Source organism: Rossellomorea sp. NPDC077527, from assembly GCF_044542955.1.
GTDB lineage: Bacteria > Bacillota > Bacilli > Bacillales > Bacillaceae_B > Rossellomorea > Rossellomorea aquimaris_E.
Genome location: NZ_JBITVL010000006.1, coordinates 181,437 through 197,482 on the forward strand (window position 1 = coordinate 181,437; position 16,046 = coordinate 197,482).

Below are 16,046 nucleotides of genomic sequence, written 5' to 3' on the forward strand. Positions count from 1 at the left end.
ATATGAAACCCGCTTATAATTCAACTCAATTGTTAATCGAAACGTTTCACTAAAGCTGATAAATTTGAACTATGGAGGCTCTATCAATGAGGGAGAATAAGCTGCTATCATTATTGAATCAAATGACATTGGACGAAAAAATCGCTCAGCTCATGCAGTTGGCGACACCTTTTTTCAAAGGGGCAAAAGAGCAGGGACAAATCACCGGACCGATGGCTGAAATGGGAGTCACCGATGATATCATCCAAAACAGCGGGTCTGTCCTCGGGGCATCCGGAGCACAGGAAATCATCAATATTCAACTCACCCACATGGAAGAAAACCGATTGGGCATCCCTCTCCTATTCATGTCCGATATCGTCCACGGCTTTAAAACAATCTTCCCGGTCCCTCTGGCGATCGGCTGTTCATGGGATCTCGAACTGACGGAAAAAAGCGCAGAGATTGCAGCAAGGGAAGCTTCCGTTTCCGGCGTTCATGTCACGTTCGCTCCGATGGTCGATCTTGTCCGTGACCCCCGCTGGGGAAGAGTGATGGAATCGACAGGAGAAGACCCTTATCTGAATAGCGAATTTGCCCGTGCGTTCGTCCGCGGCTTTCAAGGGGAAGAATTGACGACGGATGTGGAACGGGTGGCAGCATGCGTGAAGCACTTTGCCGCTTACGGGGCACCTGAAGGCGGACGTGATTATAATACCGTCGATATGTCTGAAAGAGAGCTTCGCGAGAATTACCTTCCAGCCTATCAAGCCGCCCTCGAGGAAGGCTGCGAAATGGTCATGACCGCATTTAACTCGGTCTTCGGCATTCCTGCAACCGGTAATAAACGGTTGATGCGACAGCTGCTGCGGGAAGAAATGGGATTTGATGGCGTCCTCATTTCCGATTGGGGAGCTGTGAAAGAAATGATTCCCCATGGCGTGGCAGAGAACGAAAAAGAAGCAGCGTATAAAGCGATCAGTGCTGGTGTGGATATTGAAATGATGACTACAGGCTATGTGAACCATTTAAAAGAGCTTGTAGAGGAAAAAATGGTGGACCAGTCTATCATTGATGAAGCCGTATTGCGAATCCTACAGTTAAAAGAAAAGCTGGGCTTGTTTGAAAATCCGTATCGCGGTGCGAACGTGGAGCTTGAATCTGAAGTGATCATGAGCGCGGCACACCGTAAGGCCGCACGTGAACTGGCCGCGAAATCCTCCGTATTATTGAAGAACGAATCCATCCTTCCATTAAAAAAGGAACAAAAAGTAGCGCTGATCGGTCCTTTCGCCGAAAGCGGAGACATTTTGGGACCTTGGTCGTGGCTGGGATCTAGAGATGAAGCCGTCACAATGAAGGAAGGAATTCTTTCAAAAACCAGCCGTTTGACCGTCGCCAAAGGCTGTGACATTGAAACGATCACAGATGCACAAACGGAAGAAGCTCTAAAGGCCGCCAGCGATGCGGATGTCATCCTCCTGGCACTCGGTGAAGACTCCAATATGAGTGGTGAGGCAGGGTGCAGAGCGAACATACAGCTTCCTTCTGCTCAATTACAGCTCATTAGACATCTGAAATCTTTAGATAAGCCGATGGTGGCTGTCCTGTTTAATGGACGTCCACTCGACTTGCACGGAGTGTTGGACCAAACCCACGCAGTACTCGAAGCATGGTATCCAGGCACTGAGGGCGGAAATGCCGTTGCCGATTTACTATATGGGGACGTAAACCCGTCCGGCCGGTTAACCATGTCCTTCCCTTATCACGTCGGACAGGTTCCCGTTTATTACAACCATTTTAATACAGGGAGACCCCAAGGGGCACCCGACGCACAGGAACGATATGTCTCACAATACTTGGACATCCCGAACATGCCCCTGCTTCCATTCGGATTCGGCTTGAGCTACACGACCTTTACGTATTCTGACTTGAAGCTATCCAGTGCAACGATGACCGAAGAGCAGACGTTGGACATTTCGATTACTGTTACAAATGACGGTCCGGTGGCAGGCGAAGAAGTCGTACAGCTCTATATCCGCGATCACAGCGGCGAAGTGATCCGCCCAGTAAAGGAATTGAAGGATTTCCAGAAAATCAGCTTGGATCCGGGCGAAACGGCAGACATCACGTTTACGTTATCAGAGAATCAATTAAGGTATCACCATTCAGACCTTCAATATAAAAGCGATCCAGGGACGTTTACAGTATTTATAGGAAGAAACAGCCAGGACACCATGGAACAAACGTTTAGGTTGGAAAAATAAAAGAATCGAGGGGAAAACGATGCAATCATATGTTCAGTTAACATCAGGAGAGCTTGTATTCGAATTTTTAAAAAGCGGTGATCTTTTCGCCGTCACACATAAACAGAATATGATCAATCAGTTAGTGACGAATCCCATCGACGGCTCACTCAATAATCTGTATTTGCGCATTCACAAAGATTCCGGAATCAGCTTCATCCCTCTTATTGGAGTGAAATCATCAAGCACTGTTCAATTCTCCGAATCACAAGTCAGATGGACGGGGACATTCGAACATCTTTCATACGAAGTCACATTTACCTTAACAGAAAAAGGCATATGGTTCTGGGATGTGACGCTTGATGGGACGAATGCTGAAGTGGACGTCATTTACGGACAGGACCTCGGCCTTGCAGATTCGGGAGCCGTCCGTTCCAACGAAGCCTATATGTCACAATACATCGATCACAAAGTGTTCCAGGATGAAGAGAAAGGATACGTTCTTTGTTCCAGGCAAAACCAGCCGCAATCAAGCGGATTCCCGTACATCCAACAGGGCTCCCTCAACAAGACAATCGGCTACTCGACCGATGGATTTCAGTTTTTCGGATTAGCCTATAAAGACACCAATGTACCCGAAGCCTTAAAAAAGGACTCCCTGGCAAACGAAGTCTACCAATACGAATTCGCTTATTCCGCACTACAATCAGAAAAAGTGCAACTTAACGGGACACAGCGCTTTGTTTTCTACGGGGTATTCAAAGAAAATCACGAAACGGCCATCACTTCACTGGAATCCCAGGAAGAAATACAAGCTGCCTGGGAAGAAGCAGTGCACTGCCAATCGGATTTTCAAGAATCAAAAGAGACTGTACGGATCCTTCCGGAAATCGGACAGCCCCTTCCTTCCCTATCGATGACAGAGGAAGAGATCGGCACTTATTTTCCAACCAAACATAATGAAGAACGCGAGGGAGACTCCCTTCTTTCCTTCTTCACCGATACCCATGAACATGTTGTATTGAAAGAAAAGGAACTGATGACCGAAAGACCCCATGGACATATCCTGATGTCAGGGAACAATCATCAACTGAAAGAAGATACCATCACGACGACTTCATTCATGTATGGTTTATTCAATTCACAGCTCGTGGTCGGCAACACGTCTTTCAATAAAATGCTGACCAATCAACGAAATCATTTGAACGTCATGAAAACGTCCGGTCAGCGGATTTACGTTGAAATGGATGGTGTGTACCGTTTACTGACCATGCCTTCAATGTTTGAGATCGGCTTCAACTACGCTCGCTGGTACTACAAAACAGCCGATGATACGCTGATCATCACGAATTACACAGTCGTCGATTCACCTGAAGTGCGCCTTCATGTTGAGTCAAAAAACCAAAAGCACTACCGCTACCTCGTGACGAATCAAGTGTCCATGAACAACAATGAATATGAAGTCGGGTACCACGTAGATCAAGAGGACAATAGGTTAATCATTACGGCTGATCGTCAGTCTGAGAGCAGCAAGTTTTTCCCGAAGTTGACGTATCGAATCCAAGTCGATGGCGCCTCCATTGCAACAGGGAACGAAGACAGAATTGCTCACCATGTTGAAAAAGATTCTGCTTCCCTGATTGTGATGAATGTGAGTAAAACGGCTGAATGGAAGATGACGATACAAGGTTCGATTCATGGGGAAGAACAACCGATAAAGGAACGGGACTTATCAGAAGAAATCGAAACATATCGTGCCTACTACCACCAGGTTATGAACGGATTCAAACTCTCTTTAGGAGAGAATGTACCCAATGAATTGAAAAAAGTGAATGCCCTTGCCTGGTGGTATACCCATAATATGCTCGTCCATTATTCGGTTCCACACGGACTGGAGCAATACGGCGGTGCAGCATGGGGAACCCGTGATGTATGTCAGGGGCCGACAGAATACTTCATGGCCACCCAAAACTATCAATCTGTTAAAGAAATCATCAAAACCGTCTACTCCCATCAATATGAAGATGACGGGAATTGGCCGCAATGGTTCATGTTTGATCGATACTACAAGTTCCAACAGGACGACAGTCACGGGGATATCATCGTCTGGCCGTTGAAAGTCGTTGGTGACTACATCGCCGCGACGAACGATCATGACATCCTGCATGAGAGGATCCCTTACACCGAGCGGGATGGATTTGGTTTTACAGAGGAAAAGGAAACGTTGCTTCATCATATTCAAAAAGAAATCTCCTACATCAAGGAGAACTTCCTCCATGACACCTTCCTCTCTTCTTATGGGGATGGAGACTGGGATGACACCCTGCAGCCTGCCAACGCTCAGTTGAAGAAATACATGGCAAGCAGCTGGACCGTCGCCCTTACGTATCAGGTGCTTGTGAAACTGGGAACGGTCCTTGAGGGAACATTCGATCAGGAATCACAGGAAATCAGTGCATTGGCACGGGGAATACAGGAGGATTTCAATACGTATATCCTGAAGGATGACGTCATTCCTGGATTTGTATATATGGAAGAGCCGGGGAACCCAGAGTTCATGGTTCATCCTAGCGATACAAAGACCGGTATTCATTACCGTCTGCTGCCAATGAACCGGAGTATCATTTCCGAGTTATTCACACCGGAACAAGCTGACTCTCATTATCAGTTGGTGAAGGAGCATCTGTACTGTCCCGACGGCGTTCGCTTGATGAACCGCCCGGCCAAATACGAAGGCGGTGTAAGCACCCATTTCAAACGGGCCGAACAGGCTTCAAATTTCGGCCGTGAAATTGGATTGCAATACGTACATGCTCATATCCGCTATGTGGAAGCGATGGCGAAGCTGGGAAAAACCGATGAAGTATGGAATGGACTGCAAATCATCAATCCAATCGGCCTGAAAGACGTCGTGCCAAACGCCGAAAGAAGACAAAGCAATGCCTATTTCAGCAGCTCCGACGGCAAATTCAATACCCGCTACGAAGCACAGGAACGTTTCAACGAACTGCGTGACGGAAGCGTGCCCGTGAAAGGCGGATGGAGAATTTACTCCAGCGGACCGGGAATCTATATGAATCAATTGATTTCAAACTGCCTTGGCATTCGTCAGGAAGGGGAAAATCTAGTCATCGATCCGGTACTTCCGGACAACCTTGACGGATTGAAGATGGAATTTCAGATGTTGAACCGTCCTGTCACGTTTGTCTATCACCTTGGGCAGCCTGATCCAAAACGGGTTGTGGTGAACGGGCAGGAGGTACAAGGTGAATCATTGACCAACCGTTATCGTCAAGGCGGGGTTAAAGTGAAACAGCAGGAAATGGAAAAAATGCTTCACGAGGAATCAAATACGATTGAGATATTCATCTAGTCACAAAAAGAGTGAGGGGATTCCCCTCACTCTTTATATTTGTTATAACAAATTCGATTTCGACAACACATCCAACTCTCTCAACCGTTCCTCACAATAAGAAGAATTCTCCTTCAGAAAGGAATCAATATAAGCAGGATGACACATAATCTCAAGCGACTCTCCAGCACGACTACTCTTCAAGATTCCTTTTAATCCTTCAACCGACACACCCTCCCCATAAAAATCCATGGAAAACTGATCGGTCAGTAGATTTATTCCTTCTACATCTTCTTCAAACACATTCCGGACAGGCACCCCATACCGCTCCGACAGCCTTTTCACTATTGGGATCAAGGGGCGGAAGCTATGTACATGATGATGACTGTCAATATGGGAAAGGGGCAAACCGAAGGATAAAAATCGATCAATCTGCGTTTCCCATTCCATTTCAACCTCATTCACATTGATTTCTTTCTCTTCGAAAATTCTGCTCGTATATCGAAAATACCCCTTCTCATTCACTAGCGAAGGAACGCCTCCTGAAACCGGCCTGCCACATGTCAACGATAAGTGGATGCCGACCTGCAGTTCCGGATGAATCCGCGCAAGTTCCACTGCATGCTCTGTTCCCGGCATATTGACGAGCATCGTCGTAGAGTTGACAATGCCAAACCGGTGACTGTCCAAGATCCCGTAATTCACCCCCCGGCATAAACCAAAATCATCTGCGTTGATGATCACATTTCTCATAAACCCCCATCCCCTTTTTCTCTAATAGGTTCGTTCTACAAGAAAACTGGCTTTATCTCCTCTAAAGACCGCCTTGGAAAATTCGATGACCGACCCATCTTCAAGAAAGGCTGTGGTTTCGATCATGAAACATGGTGTTCCTTCCGGCACTTCAAGCTTCTCAGAGACTCGTTCATCAGCTAAAAACAACTCGATTGATTCCACTGTTTTTTTGATTTTTAATTCAAACTGCGTCTCAAGCAGTTTGTAGAGAGATTTTTCACACTCGTCTTTGTCGAGACCAGGTGTCTTGTACCAAGGCAGGTACGCAACCTCATACTGCAGGGGTAAGCCGTCCGAATAACGAATCCTCTCCAACCGATTAACGGGATCTCCATTCTTCAGCTCGAGTGCTTTTTCCACTGCGGATTCTGCCGGGATCACATTCAGGCTGAGAACCTTGATCTTCGGCTTTTTCCCTTGTAAACGTAATTGTTCCGTATAGTTGTCGATCGTCGATGAAAGAATCTGACTGACCTTCTCTTCAGCCACAAAGGTTCCCCTTCCCTGTTCCCGGTAGACATAGCCTTCAAGAGTCAGCTGCTGGAGAGCCGTCCGGATTGTTGTGCGGCTGACATTGAACGTGTCACAAAACTCGGCTTCTGTAGGCAGCTTACTATTCGGTTCGTATTCTTTATTTTTTATCATTTCAATGATCTTTTCCTTCACATGTGAATGCAGGGCCTTAGCTTCTTGTGTGTCTTTCATTTTGTTTCTCCCTTCCACTTTCTTCCTACATTTTTTATAACACATTCACGTTCATTTCTCTATCCATACTTCATCTTATCATAAATTCAATTCGTTATTACAAATAAATTTAAAAGAGACATATTTTCTTAATTTGTTATTACAATATATAGACGAGCGAAAATTTGTATGATACATTATAAAAAATAGAAATCGCTTTCATGACGAAAGGAGATCGACAGAATGTCATTAAAGGTTGTCATAATCGGAGGCGGATCCAGCTATACACCCGAAATCATTGAAGGGTTCATCAAAAGACACCGCCATTTTCCGGTGTCGACGATTACGCTGGTTGACATCGATGCGGGAAAAGAAAAGCTTGAAATCGTTGGCCAATTTGCTCGTCGCATGATCAAGAAAGCCGGTGTCCCTATTGAGTTGGAGTGGACGCTCGACCGGAAGAAAGCCCTGATCGGTGCTGACTTTGTCACGACACAAATCAGGGTGGGTGGCCTCTCTGCCAGGGAGAAAGATGAACGAATCCCCTTGAGCCATGGTGTCATTGGGCAGGAGACCAACGGGGCAGGCGGGATTTTTAAAGCCCTCCGTACCATACCGGTCCTGATGGACATTTGTCATGACATCCAGAATATTTGTCCTGACGCATGGCTCATTAATTTTACCAACCCGGCAGGCATCGTCACGGAGGCATTGCTGAAATACAGTCCTCATAGGAAGGGCATCGGTGTATGCAATATCCCTTTCAACATGAAAAACAGCGTAGCCGAGATGATGAATTGTAAGGCAGAGGAAGTACAAATTGAATTTGTAGGGATGAATCATTTTGTGTTTGGAAAAAGGGTTTGGGTCAAGGGTGAGGATATGACGGACCTTGTCCTCGATAAGTTGATCCATCAAAAAGTAGACTATTCACCAGCCAATATCGTCTCACTGGGATGGTCAAAGGAATTTTTACAGGCACTGGGGATGCTCCCTAATCCTTATCACCAATATTACTTCCAAAGGGACGCTGTATTAGAAAAGGATCTTCAAGCCTTTGAAGAAAATGGTACACGGGCAGAGGTTGTTCGAAAAGTTGAAAAAGAACTTTTCATTCAATATAGGAAAGAAGAGTTGAACGAAAAACCAAAAGAACTGGAAAATCGAGGAGGTGCCTATTACAGTGACGCAGCCTGCAGCCTGATGGAAAGCATCTACAACAACAGGGGGGACATCCAGACCGTCAACACGCTGAACAACGGATCCATTCCCGACCTTCCACACGACGCCGTCATCGAAGTCAACGCCGTCATTACGAGGGACGGACCTCAACCGCTGACGGTCGGACCGCTTCCTCCATCTGTCAAAGGAATCATCCTGCAGATGAAAGCGTTCGAGGAGCTCGTCATCCGAGCTGCCAGGTCCGGGGAATACACTCATGTCTATCAGGCCATGGTGATGAATCCGTTAATACAGAACGAAGGGGTAGCAAGACAGCTGGTCGATGAATTATTGGAAGCTCACAAAGAGTTTCTGCCGCAATTCAATTAATCTAGCAAATGGGGGAAAGAAAAATGAGTAGAGTAATGGGGTTTATGGAAAGTAAGTTTATGCCTGTTGCAGGTCGGATCGGCTCACAAAGGCATCTGGTCGCCATCCGTGATGGATTCGTTTCGATCATGCCACTGATTATCGTTGGATCCCTGGCAGTGTTATTGAATAACCTGCCGATTGATGCCTTTCAAAATTTCATGGTGTCTGTATTCGGTGAAAGCTGGAAATCCGTCGGAGGAAATATGTGGAATGGTTCCTTTGCGATTCTTGGATTGCTTGTCGCCGCATCCATCAGTTATCACTTGGCGAAATCCTATCACATCGATGGGTTGTCAGCGGCATTAGTGTCGATCGCTTCCCTCATCATTCTCACGCCGGTAACAGAAGACTGGGGCATCTCCTACGCCTGGACCGGTGCTCAAGGGATCTTCGTCGCCGTCATTACGTCCCTCCTTGTCACGGAATTATTTAAGGTGTTAATTCGCTCGAAGTTTACGATCAGCATGCCGGACGGGGTTCCGGAAGGTGTTGTTAAATCATTCAAAGCGCTGATTCCAGCCACGATCATCCTGATTCTTGTTGGTCTTATTCAAGCCCTCTTAACTTCTTTTGCAGAAAAAAGCCTATTTGAAATCGTATTTACGTTAATCCAGGAACCATTGCAAGCCGTATCGAACTCACTGCCATCCGCCATTGTCGTTGCTTTCTTAAATCATTTCTTATGGTTCTTCGGGTTACACGGCACGAACATTTTAGGTCCGATCATAGAACCGATCTACCTACCTTTAATCGAAAAAAATCAGCAGCTGTTCGCAGCAGGCACAAGTGCTTTCGACGTTCCGTACATCGTCACCAAGCCTTTCTTTGACGCGTATGTGTACATGGGTGGTTCCGGTACGACCATCGCCCTGATCATCGCCATCTTCCTTGTGGTGAAAACAAAACATTACCGTACTGTCGGAAAACTGTCAGCCGCACCTGGAATTTTCAATATTAACGAACCGGTCATCTTTGGATTACCGATCGTATTAAACCCGCTGATGTTCATTCCGTTTTTAATTGTACCAGTTGTCCTGACGGTTACATCATATTTTGCACTGAGCTTGGGAATCGTACCAAAAACCGTAGCGATCGTTCCTTGGACGACACCACCGATCATCAGTGGATACCTTGTTACAGGAGGATCTTGGAGTGGTATCGTTCTACAGCTAATGAATCTGACAATCGCAACACTTATGTACATCCCATTCCTGCTTGCATCTGAACGTGCCCAATTAAAGAAAACAACTGAAACGAGTGATAAAATCGCATGACTTTAACACTGGAAGAAATCTCATTTCACATCATCTTACATGCCGGTAACGCCCGTTCTTCCGCCATGGAAGCCCTGCAAGCTGCAAAAAAGAAACAATTCGAAACGGCAGAAGAGAAAATGGCAGAAGCAGAGAAAGAAGTACATCAGGCACATCACTATCAAACTCAATTACTACAAAAAGAAGCGAGTGGTGATGGAGAGAACCCTACGATTCTATTGATTCACGCACAGGATCATCTAATGAACGCTATCACCGTCAAAGAACTCGCTCAGGAAATCATTGAAATCCATCAATCCCGTTAAGGAGTGTTTTATATGAATATCATGCTGGTCTGTTCAGCAGGCATGTCAACGAGTATGCTGGTGCAGAAAATGCGTAAAGCGGCAGAAGAAAAAGGCCTCGAGGCCACAATCAATGCCACTTCCGAAGCTGACCTAAGCAATCATTTAGATAAACTGGACGTGATCCTGATCGGACCTCAAGTCCGCTATCTATCTTCTAAAATCACCGAAAAAGCTGCACCCCATCATATTAAAGTCGATGTCATCGACGGGATGCACTATGGAATGATGAATGGTGCGAAGGTGTTGGAGCAGGCTGAGGGATTGTTGGAGAAATAATGCTTCATAGAGAGTAGCCCTTTTAGGGGTTACTCTTTTCTTACGAAAAAAGTGTCCCCATTAAGAGAGGACACTTCTACTTCATTACATCACATCATAATCCGTCACATTACGCTCCACCACACGGGCTCCTTCCACACTGACAAACGCACCCGTCGCACTTCCAAATACATTGGTTGCAACCAGATTGTCCATCGCCGCTTTCACAGCCACTGTGTCAATCGGCTCGATGGGGTCATTGATGGATAATTTCGCTGACTTCCCCGCTTCCGTTTTGAATTCAAGTTCCAATACTTTCGCCATAAGTTATTCCTCCTTTCCGAAAAATTTCACCTGGGCTTACTCGTTAATGTCGAAGTTCTGCAGCTTCTCAACGTTGAAAAGCGCTTTGGATGACAGACTGGCGATGGATAAAGCTGCGCTGTTCATGTCATCTGCCGAAGCAAGGGCATTGATGTAGCTGTACGATTTGTACGCGAATGTAGGTTTCCCTTTCTCGTCCTGGCCATCATTGTAAGCCAAACGAATTCTCGTCGATTTCAGATCCGCTGTTGCCATGTACCTCACCTCCTTTCACCCTTTATATAGGGACTTGAAAGAAGAAAGGGCACCTCGAACGAAAAAAACCGGAGAACAAAGTCTCCGGTTTTCCATTATGCTTCTATTTCTCTGTAATGCTTCCTGCGAAGAATACGAAATCTGAATGTGAGATAAAGGATGGTTCCTCCTGTTGCCACAAATAAGAAGATGAGGGTGAACATCACATTATGCCACATGAACGCATAATCCCCTGTGGAGATAATGGCCCTGAAAGCAGATATCGTATACGTCATCGGTAGGAAGTTTGAGAAGTGCTGCAGGAATTCAGGGACCAATTCGATTGGGTAAGTTCCTGCACTGCTCGTCAATTGTAAAATTAAGATAAGAATCCCAAGGAATCGGCCTGGATTATCAAGGGATGTCACCAGGAATTGGACGATCGATAAGAAAGTCCAGCTCGCCAGGATGCTCATCATAATAAAGAGCGGAATACTCGTCACTTCAAGGTCGAGTCCAAATAATAGGATGGAATCCGCAAGAAGAGCCTGGAACAGCCCTGCAAACATCAGGACCCCAAACTTCCCGATAAACCATCCGAATCCGCTTCGCGGAGTGACGGCCGGTTCCCTCATTGGGAAGATGATCGAAATCACGAGCGCTCCGACAAACAAGCTGAGTGACAGGAAGTATGGAGTGAAGCCCGTTCCATAGTTCGGTACATCATGAATCGGCTTGTCGGTGAGTGTGACAGGCTTTGCGAACATGTCATAAATATCGTCATTGGAGTTGACGTCATTTACATCTTTTGCACCGTCAGCAAGCTCATCTTTCAGCTCAGATGATCCATCCGTTAGTTTATTTAATCCATCTGTCAGGTCGGTTGAGCCGTCTGACAGTTTACCGAGACCCGAAGATAGATCCGTCGAACCGTTTCTCAATTCTCCCAGTCCGTTATATAGTTTACCAGAACCGTCATACAATCCGCCGAGACCGTTGACCAGTTGATTAGAGCCTGATGATAATTGGCTCGTTCCATCTGCCAGGTCCGACGATCCTTTTGCGAGTTTCGTAGACCCTTCTTGAAGGGCATCGGTTCCTTTGTCGAGTTTACCGAGCCCTTTCGTTAGAGCGGTGCTTCCGTCTAGTAGTTGGTGGATTCCATTTTGAGCGTCTGAAACCTTTTCTTCCACTTGGGAAAGACCTAATACAAGTCGATTTTGACCTTCAGCCAGTCGATCCGCTCCGTCTGCCAACTGCTGTTGACCTTCTGTGATTTGACTGAATCCGTTTAAGATCTTTGACTGTCCATCAGATACTTCTTTCGCACCCGATGAGAGTTCTTCCGATTTGGACTGGAGCAGAGTTGCATTGTCAGAAAGCTGTTGCAATCCTCCACTTACTCTCTGACTACCACCAGACAATTCACCAAGAGATGATTTTAATTCTTGCAAGCGTTGCTTCTGATCAGGATCCTGCTCCTGTTCGATCAGCGCGTCGACATTGGCCGTTGCTTCTTGGAGCCCTTGGCTGACCTGATCAGATCCTGTTTTTGTATCGCTGGCACCATTTTTAAAATCAATGGCTTTGCCAGATAATAATGCTGCACCATCTGCCACCTTTTTTGAACCTTCTGCCAAAGAAGGCAGATTACCATTCATTTCATTTAATCCGGCCAGTGACTTCTGAAGGCCACTTGCAAGATCCTGGGCACCTTTCTGTGAGTCCTTCGCCCCGGTCAGAAGTTTTTGGTTCCCTTCTGTCAATTGCACGAGGGCTGCATCAAAAGATTGAAGGCTGTTCAATACCTTTTGGGAGCCCGTATACGCAGTATCGACACCTGTTGAAAAGGAAGTGGATTTCCCGGCGAGTTCCTGAAGCTTTTCATTCAGCGTTTGGGCTCCTTTGTTAATGCTGTTGACACCGCCGTTCAGGTCTTTGGCGCCGTTTTGTGCTTTGCCGATATTTTCTTTCAGTTCACCTGCTCCGTTCTGGGCAGAGTTGACTCCATTTTCTAGCTTATTCGCTCCTTCAGAAGCATCGTCGATCCCGTCATGGAGGTCATTAGAACCCGATGTAGCATCTCCCAGCTTATCGTTCAGTTCACCTGCACCATCACTGGCTTCAGTCAAGCCGTCCCCGACCTCCTTGATTTTATCGAACATCGATTCGGCATAGGTTTTGGTGACCGCTCCCGATACCTCTTCCTTAATTTTCTCAATCGCTGAGTCTCCTATTTTAGAAGAAAGATAGTTTGAGCCTTGGTTGGCCGTATAGACCAATTCCAATTTCTCAGGATGAACGTCTTCGAGGGTCGTCGCGTTTTCGGAGAAGTTTTCCGGGATTTCGATCTTCAAATAATAATCCCGGTTCTCAAGACCCTTATCGGCTTTCTCCTCATCTACGAATCTCCAATCGAATGTGTCGTTTTCTTTCAGATCTTCTATAAAGTCTTTTCCAATTGTTAGTTCTTCACCGTTGAAATCGGCACCCTTATCATTGTTGACGACGGCGACAGGGAGCTGATCCACCTGTCCGTACGGATCCCAGAATGCCCAAAGAAACGTACCGCTGTATAACACAGGGATAAACAATACGGCTAAGACGGCAATCAACAGGGTCTTATTCGTGAAAATGTTACGAAATTCACCCTTGAGTGAATGCAATCCTTTCATTTTATCAATTCCTTTCGAATATATGACTATTTTCACCATTTGGTCATAGGACTCTAAAAAAAGGAAGGACCATTTACGTGGATAATCCTTTCAGTAAATAATCCTCCATGATTGCGGCGATTTTTTCAGACGATAGGGGTGGATGATTCCGTTCCCAATCAGATACCAGTGAAATGTATACCTTCAACAAGATAAATGAAACGATTTCCGTATCGCACGGCTTGATCTGCCCACTCTCCATAGCCCGATCAATCTTGCTTTTCACATACGCTATCAATTCATTCTCAATATGATGAAGCATTTCCTGTACAGCACGGGTACCGATTTGCTTTTCTTCCTCGATAAGCTTCAGCATCAGTTGATGGTCTGTACGGTACTCAAGCAGCTTAGTCAATGCCTGGTGGACATTTTCATAAAAGCTGTTGTCAGGTTGAATGGCAAGATCTGCTGACGATTTCATTTCCCTTACCATTGTATAAACGATTTCTTCAAATAATTCATCTTTATTCTTAAAGAACGTGTATATCGTTCCTTTCCCGACATTTGCAAGCTTTGCTACTTGATCCATCGTCGTCGCCTTATACCCAAACAACGAAAAAGACTTCGTCGCCGCTTCCACAATCAATTCCCTTCGATCAATAGACATCCTCGATTTTAAACCTCCTGACCAAATCAGTGTTTTGTTCAATTCCCATTCTAGATTCAACTATAACATCTTCCCGTTTTAGTTTCAAAGAGGAAAAGAGGGACGGACCTTCATTCCTAGGACCAAGTCCTAGGAATGAAGGTCCGTCCCTCAAATCTTAATACAGTTTCCCTTGGCGATATAGGACCGTCGATAGTTTCATAACGGAGTGGATGTAGCAGTTCTGACGGAGTGGGAATGGGTCTCCGAAGAAGAGCGGCAGCACGGTGTCCAAGGTTGTTTTCATTTTGTCGTAGAGGAGGTTGAATACTTCTTCCTCGGTGTAGAACTGGGTTTCCCTTCCCTGCAGCCATTCGAAGTAGGAGACGATGACCCCTCCGGCATTGGCGAGGATGTCCGGGATGATGATGACTCCTTTTTTACTCAAAGTTGAATCCGCTTCGGTGGTGATTGGCGCATTCGCCCCTTCGACGATGATCCTCGCTTTCACTTTCCCTACATTATCTTTATGAACCTGATCTTCAAGGGCTGCAAGCATCAGGACATCGACGTCCAGAAAGAGGACTTCATCACGGTCACGAATATCAGCCTTTACGCTGATTTCATTCAGCTGTTCCTCCTTGGTCGGCAGATCCCCTTTATTCTTCATCGTAAATTCAACCAAAGCAGGAATATCCAAGCCATCTGCATTGAATAGCGTCACATTCCGGTCACTCACCGCCACCACTTTATTTTGCAAATGAGTGGATTGATGGGCTTCAAGGGCTGCCACCGATCCGACGTTCCCAAACCCCTGGACGGCAATCGTCAAAGGTCGATCCTCATAATCGAGAGCCGTTTTTGCGAAGATATTATCCGTCTTCGTCAGCAGGCTCTTCTGCTCCCTCACAAAGTCATGAACGAGATAACGGAAAGTGAAGAACACTCCTTTCCCCGTCGCTTCCCTCCGTCCAAGGGAGCCTCCATTTACGATGCTTTTCCCTGTAAAGCTCCCTCTATATGGCATCCCGGGACGAATGCTCTTATACTCTGCCATCATCCAATCCATCTCCCGCTCGCCGGATCCCATATCAGGTGCCGGGATATCCTTATCGGGACCGAGGATATCACTGAAGTACTGCACATATTTCCTTGAAATCAAGTGAAGCTCTTTCTCCGAGTACTCCCGGGGATTCAGGATGATCCCGCCTTTCCCGCCACCAAAAGGAACATCGTGTAAAGCATTTTTCAAGGTCATTAATGAAGCCAGGTTCACGACTTCTTCCTCATTCACCGATTCATGGAACCGGATTCCTCCTTTATAAGGTCCGAGGGCATTGTTATGCTGGACACGGAATGCGGGAATCCGGACAACCTTCTCATCCCCCAGCGGAATCCTCAAATACGATTTATGTACGTGATTCGGCGTCGATAGAATCGACGTTAGAGACGTAAACGCTTTCTTTCTTGTCTCTCCTTTGACATCCGGTAAAAATGAATGATCCTCTAATAACGCATCCAATGATTTCTGGACAATATCTCTCGTTTGGCTGATCAAAATGGGTCCCTCCTATTGGTTGAATTAAAATTATGTTCTTTAGTATAGGGTTACCCTTTTCGGGATGGTTAAAAACGACTATTTTCTTATGCATTCAGAAAATCA

13 protein-coding genes are annotated in these 16,046 nt (G+C 46.0%); 6 read left to right on the plus strand and 7 right to left on the minus strand.

Annotated elements, in window-relative coordinates; translation table 11 throughout:
* Nucleotides 1–86 precede the first annotated feature (86 nt).
* Entirely contained in the window at nt 87–2,246 is a 2,160-nt protein-coding gene (locus ACIGG7_RS19885; RefSeq protein WP_397550806.1) for a glycoside hydrolase family 3 N-terminal domain-containing protein, read from the plus strand.
* Nucleotides 2,247–2,265: 19 nt separating this feature from the next.
* Entirely contained in the window at nt 2,266–5,598 is a 3,333-nt protein-coding gene (locus ACIGG7_RS19890) for a GH36-type glycosyl hydrolase domain-containing protein (RefSeq protein WP_397550807.1), read from the plus strand.
* 42 nt (nt 5,599–5,640) lie between these two features.
* On the opposite strand, the gene chbG is transcribed toward ACIGG7_RS19890, so the two are convergent.
* Nucleotides 5,641–6,330 carry a chitin disaccharide deacetylase gene (gene chbG, locus ACIGG7_RS19895; RefSeq protein WP_397550808.1) on the minus strand — a complete coding sequence of 230 codons (690 nt, stop codon included), beginning with the start codon at nt 6,328–6,330 and terminating at the stop codon, nt 5,641–5,643.
* 21 nt (nt 6,331–6,351) lie between these two features.
* Nucleotides 6,352–7,077: a GntR family transcriptional regulator gene (locus tag ACIGG7_RS19900; protein ID WP_397550809.1), complete on the minus strand. Its 726-nt coding sequence runs from the start codon at nt 7,075–7,077 to the stop codon at nt 6,352–6,354.
* Nucleotides 7,078–7,299: 222 nt separating this feature from the next.
* On the opposite strand from ACIGG7_RS19900, the gene ACIGG7_RS19905 reads away from it, so the two are divergent.
* The 4 genes from ACIGG7_RS19905 to ACIGG7_RS19920 are packed head-to-tail and all read left to right on the plus strand — an operon-like array spanning nt 7,300 to nt 10,546.
* On the plus strand, nt 7,300–8,607 hold the full coding sequence (locus tag ACIGG7_RS19905) for a 6-phospho-beta-glucosidase (RefSeq protein WP_397550810.1): 1,308 nt from the start codon (nt 7,300–7,302) through the stop codon (nt 8,605–8,607).
* 23 nt (nt 8,608–8,630) lie between these two features.
* Complete coding sequence (gene celB / locus ACIGG7_RS19910) at nt 8,631–9,923, plus strand: PTS cellobiose transporter subunit IIC (RefSeq protein WP_397550811.1); 1,293 nt, start codon at nt 8,631–8,633, stop codon at nt 9,921–9,923.
* Nucleotides 9,920–10,228, plus strand: coding sequence for a PTS sugar transporter subunit IIA (locus ACIGG7_RS19915; RefSeq protein WP_397550812.1), 309 nt, complete (start codon nt 9,920–9,922; stop codon nt 10,226–10,228). The genes celB and ACIGG7_RS19915 overlap by 4 nt, the downstream gene beginning before the upstream one ends.
* 12 nt (nt 10,229–10,240) lie before the next feature.
* The gene (locus tag ACIGG7_RS19920; protein WP_224945017.1) at nt 10,241–10,546 is read left to right on the plus strand and encodes a PTS sugar transporter subunit IIB; all 306 of its coding nucleotides are present in this window, start codon (nt 10,241–10,243) and stop codon (nt 10,544–10,546) included.
* 84 nt (nt 10,547–10,630) lie between these two features.
* Here the strand turns inward: ACIGG7_RS19920 and ACIGG7_RS19925 are convergent, their stop codons facing one another.
* From ACIGG7_RS19925 to ACIGG7_RS19945, 5 genes are all read right to left on the minus strand, one after another.
* The gene (locus tag ACIGG7_RS19925; RefSeq protein ID WP_224945019.1) at nt 10,631–10,849 is read right to left on the minus strand and encodes a DUF2922 domain-containing protein; all 219 of its coding nucleotides are present in this window, start codon (nt 10,847–10,849) and stop codon (nt 10,631–10,633) included.
* A 36-nt stretch (nt 10,850–10,885) separates the two neighbouring features.
* Entirely contained in the window at nt 10,886–11,104 is a 219-nt protein-coding gene (locus ACIGG7_RS19930; protein ID WP_224945020.1) for a DUF1659 domain-containing protein, read from the minus strand.
* Nucleotides 11,105–11,199: 95 nt separating this feature from the next.
* Nucleotides 11,200–13,758 carry a YhgE/Pip family protein gene (locus ACIGG7_RS19935; protein WP_397550813.1) on the minus strand — a complete coding sequence of 853 codons (2,559 nt, stop codon included), beginning with the start codon at nt 13,756–13,758 and terminating at the stop codon, nt 11,200–11,202.
* A gap of 73 nt (nt 13,759–13,831) precedes the next feature.
* Nucleotides 13,832–14,404, minus strand: a complete 573-nt coding sequence (locus ACIGG7_RS19940; RefSeq protein WP_397550814.1) for a TetR/AcrR family transcriptional regulator — start codon at nt 14,402–14,404, stop codon at nt 13,832–13,834.
* Between the two features lie 157 nt (nt 14,405–14,561).
* Nucleotides 14,562–15,941: a Glu/Leu/Phe/Val family dehydrogenase gene (locus ACIGG7_RS19945; protein WP_397550815.1), complete on the minus strand. Its 1,380-nt coding sequence runs from the start codon at nt 15,939–15,941 to the stop codon at nt 14,562–14,564.
* Nucleotides 15,942–16,046: the final 105 nt, after the last annotated feature.

Bases quoted from the DNA above. Each gene is read 5' to 3' on its own strand.
- ACIGG7_RS19915 (WP_397550812.1), top strand. From the start codon at position 9,920: ATGACTTTAACACTGGAAGAAATCTCATTTCACATCATCTTACATGCC.
- ACIGG7_RS19885 (WP_397550806.1), top strand. From the start codon at position 87: ATGAGGGAGAATAAGCTGCTATCATTATTGAATCAAATGACATTGGAC.
- ACIGG7_RS19940 (WP_397550814.1), bottom strand. From the start codon at position 14,404: ATGTCTATTGATCGAAGGGAATTGATTGTGGAAGCGGCGACGAAGTCT.
- ACIGG7_RS19930 (WP_224945020.1), bottom strand. From the start codon at position 11,104: ATGGCAACAGCGGATCTGAAATCGACGAGAATTCGTTTGGCTTACAAT.
- chbG (WP_397550808.1), bottom strand. From the start codon at position 6,330: ATGAGAAATGTGATCATCAACGCAGATGATTTTGGTTTATGCCGGGGG.
- ACIGG7_RS19920 (WP_224945017.1), top strand. From the start codon at position 10,241: ATGAATATCATGCTGGTCTGTTCAGCAGGCATGTCAACGAGTATGCTG.
- celB (WP_397550811.1), top strand. From the start codon at position 8,631: ATGAGTAGAGTAATGGGGTTTATGGAAAGTAAGTTTATGCCTGTTGCA.
- ACIGG7_RS19905 (WP_397550810.1), top strand. From the start codon at position 7,300: ATGTCATTAAAGGTTGTCATAATCGGAGGCGGATCCAGCTATACACCC.
- ACIGG7_RS19935 (WP_397550813.1), bottom strand. From the start codon at position 13,758: ATGAAAGGATTGCATTCACTCAAGGGTGAATTTCGTAACATTTTCACG.
- ACIGG7_RS19925 (WP_224945019.1), bottom strand. From the start codon at position 10,849: ATGGCGAAAGTATTGGAACTTGAATTCAAAACGGAAGCGGGGAAGTCA.
- ACIGG7_RS19900 (WP_397550809.1), bottom strand. From the start codon at position 7,077: ATGAAAGACACACAAGAAGCTAAGGCCCTGCATTCACATGTGAAGGAA.
- ACIGG7_RS19890 (WP_397550807.1), top strand. From the start codon at position 2,266: ATGCAATCATATGTTCAGTTAACATCAGGAGAGCTTGTATTCGAATTT.